The organism is Polynucleobacter sp. AM-25C3 (genome assembly GCF_018882335.1).
Lineage (GTDB): Bacteria > Pseudomonadota > Gammaproteobacteria > Burkholderiales > Burkholderiaceae > Polynucleobacter.
This window is the reverse complement of record NZ_JACVOS010000029.1, coordinates 1-2223: the sequence shown is the minus strand read 5'-3', so window position 1 is coordinate 2223 and position 2223 is coordinate 1. Positions and strand designations below refer to the sequence as shown.

At 42.0% G+C, this 2223-nt stretch carries 3 protein-coding genes; all 3 read right to left on the bottom strand.

The window, feature by feature from the left end:
• The coding region (locus ICN12_RS10705; protein ID WP_216272495.1) for an AEC family transporter at nt 1–564 on the bottom strand (564 nt) is incomplete at its 3' end.
• 498 nt (nt 565–1062) lie between these two features.
• Entirely contained in the window at nt 1063–1260 is a 198-nt protein-coding gene (locus tag ICN12_RS10700) for a hypothetical protein (RefSeq protein ID WP_072583610.1), read from the bottom strand.
• Nucleotides 1261–1262: 2 nt separating this feature from the next.
• Complete coding sequence (locus ICN12_RS10695; RefSeq protein WP_216272494.1) at nt 1263–1781, bottom strand: ATPase; 519 nt, start codon at nt 1779–1781, stop codon at nt 1263–1265.
• Nucleotides 1782–2223: the final 442 nt, after the last annotated feature.

The following is a 2223-nucleotide window of genomic DNA, read 5'->3' as shown; positions in this document are numbered from 1 at the left end:
CAGTAGATTCCAAGCCAACCCGCCAACCAGTGCAAGCATAGGCTTGCTAATCAAGAATTGCTTTGCTTGGCCGATAAATGACAATTTTTCGCCATGGGAGCAATAGTGAATACCAATAAATATTCCTACTGTATTGATTAGCAAACCATGGCTAAACTGCGCGATGACGACCCCCATGGAAATAATCGCTGGCTGGTCTTGGTAGACTACTTTTAATAAAGCGCTGCCAATGAGTGAAGTTCCACTAAAAGTTCCGGCCAAAATAAAGGCCATCAGACTAGCATTATCGAATCGAAAAACGTATTTTCCGAGCATACCCATCAGCAAGCCAACCACCAGCAAAGCAGCGTTAATCGACATTGCTGACAAAATGTAATTAATGTGTAGATCGCATTGTGCTACTACTGAGAAAATGAGTGCTGGGTAGACAAGATCCACAATCATCTTCGAAATGATCGGCAGATGCTTTTGGTTGATGATATCTTGGCGGCGCAGCCATAACGTGGCTGCAATCATCATGATAAAAATGCCAACAAAAGAGGATACGGGTTTAAATAAGTCCATTACAAATTCTTTATTGAGCCTTTGCCAATGTAGCACAGCTAGTGGCACCCCTAATCAGCAAAGCGCGTAACTTTGAACATAAGAGCTTTAATGCCAAAGCGAGCCCCCTTTTTGATCTAAAAATTTCCTCACCGTGGTTTTATTGAATCTTTGCAAGATTTTTGTAAAGGCAATATAGAACATATAGCCGCTCTTACACTGTGCTACTGGTTGATTATTCTTCCACATTTGGATTGCTGCGGCCTGAAAAGAGCTATGGGTTCAGAGCTGCTTTTACTTATCTAATGGGTAAGGGTAAATAATTTCCATCAAATATTGTCGGAAGCCGCCGAGGGCGGCTTTTCTATGACCATCTATTTTGGGTTATTTGAGCTCTCTGATGAGTAATGAACTAATGCCGATACAAACTCAGGGCTCTAGAAATGAAAAAGCCCCGCAGAGAGAGGCTTAGTAATGCTTGGTGGGTCGGGCGAGATTCGAACTCGCGACCAACGGTGTTTAGGCCGTAAGTTGGCGCTGTTTGATGAGTTCTGCAGCAGGGATCCGAACTATCTTACCGTCAACAGTGGTTACGATAGCCGTATTAGTTTGAATTGCTAAGTCTATTGCTGCTTGACCTGCTCGTTGCATAGCGTAGTAGGATCCTGCGATATCGGGATCCGAGGAATTACGAATGTCTTTGCTTGGAATAGTCATAGTCAACCTTGGTCTGTTTGCTCGGGGGGAGTTTTATCTCCATCTAACAATACCCACGATTTTACAACTTTTTGATATTTGGGCAAATTCTTGAGGCCAGCGATATATCGCCTACGAATGACCTCTTCAGGGATGTTGTGTCCTCCTTGTGCTACCCGCTCTTTTACACGCGAAATAGCTAATTCAGGTGAGCTTAGTGCAATAAACCAAAGCTTTACCGAATAACCTAAATCTTTCCATTCTTGAATTCGTTGTAAGTAATGGGCGCCAGATAAAGTTGTTTCAAAGGCAAAGCTCTCGCCAGCTGTGGTGTACTCATCTAATTCATTGAGCATCAAGCGAGCTGCTTTGAATGAAACAGATTCAGGATTAAATGGTGCCAATCCGGCCGCTATAAGATCAGCATTAATAAAACGAAATGTATGAGCTTCTTGCGGCAAGAAGTTCTTGGCAAAAGTAGTTTTACCAGCGCCATTGGGTCCGGCAATAATGATAATTTTTTTATTTAAATTAACCGTCATTTTATTGAGCTCTTAATATAACTTTGCTTAGTTTTTTCTATTAATTGTGAAATGCTCTTTTTGCCATTTATATAGTCAGTAAGTTTTTGTTCAAACTGCGTTGCTAGGGCGATGCCTTCAATTCGAGCAGGGCAATGGCGTTGTAAACGATGTATTGGCGAAGCTGATGTGTTGTGACAAGCTTTGCTGGCATTTCACTATTTTATTGGATTTGGGTCAGATTCCCTAGCAAAAAAATGGCCCTAAAATACGCTTTAAAGAGCAATTCGGAGGGGTAGTGAAGGTAATAAAAAAGCCCCGCAGAGCGAGGCTTAGTTGTACGACTCGATACATAGTTAACACTTTATACCGGACACATACTTTACAGTTTTTGGCATAGGAGGGACCTTACTATGCCGTGGAATGAAAGTACGAAGATGGATGAAAAGCTCAAGTTTGTATC

Bases quoted from the DNA above. Each gene is read 5' to 3' on its own strand.
- ICN12_RS10700 (WP_072583610.1), bottom strand. From the start codon at position 1,260: ATGACTATTCCAAGCAAAGACATTCGTAATTCCTCGGATCCCGATATC.
- ICN12_RS10695 (WP_216272494.1), bottom strand. From the start codon at position 1,781: ATGACGGTTAATTTAAATAAAAAAATTATCATTATTGCCGGACCCAAT.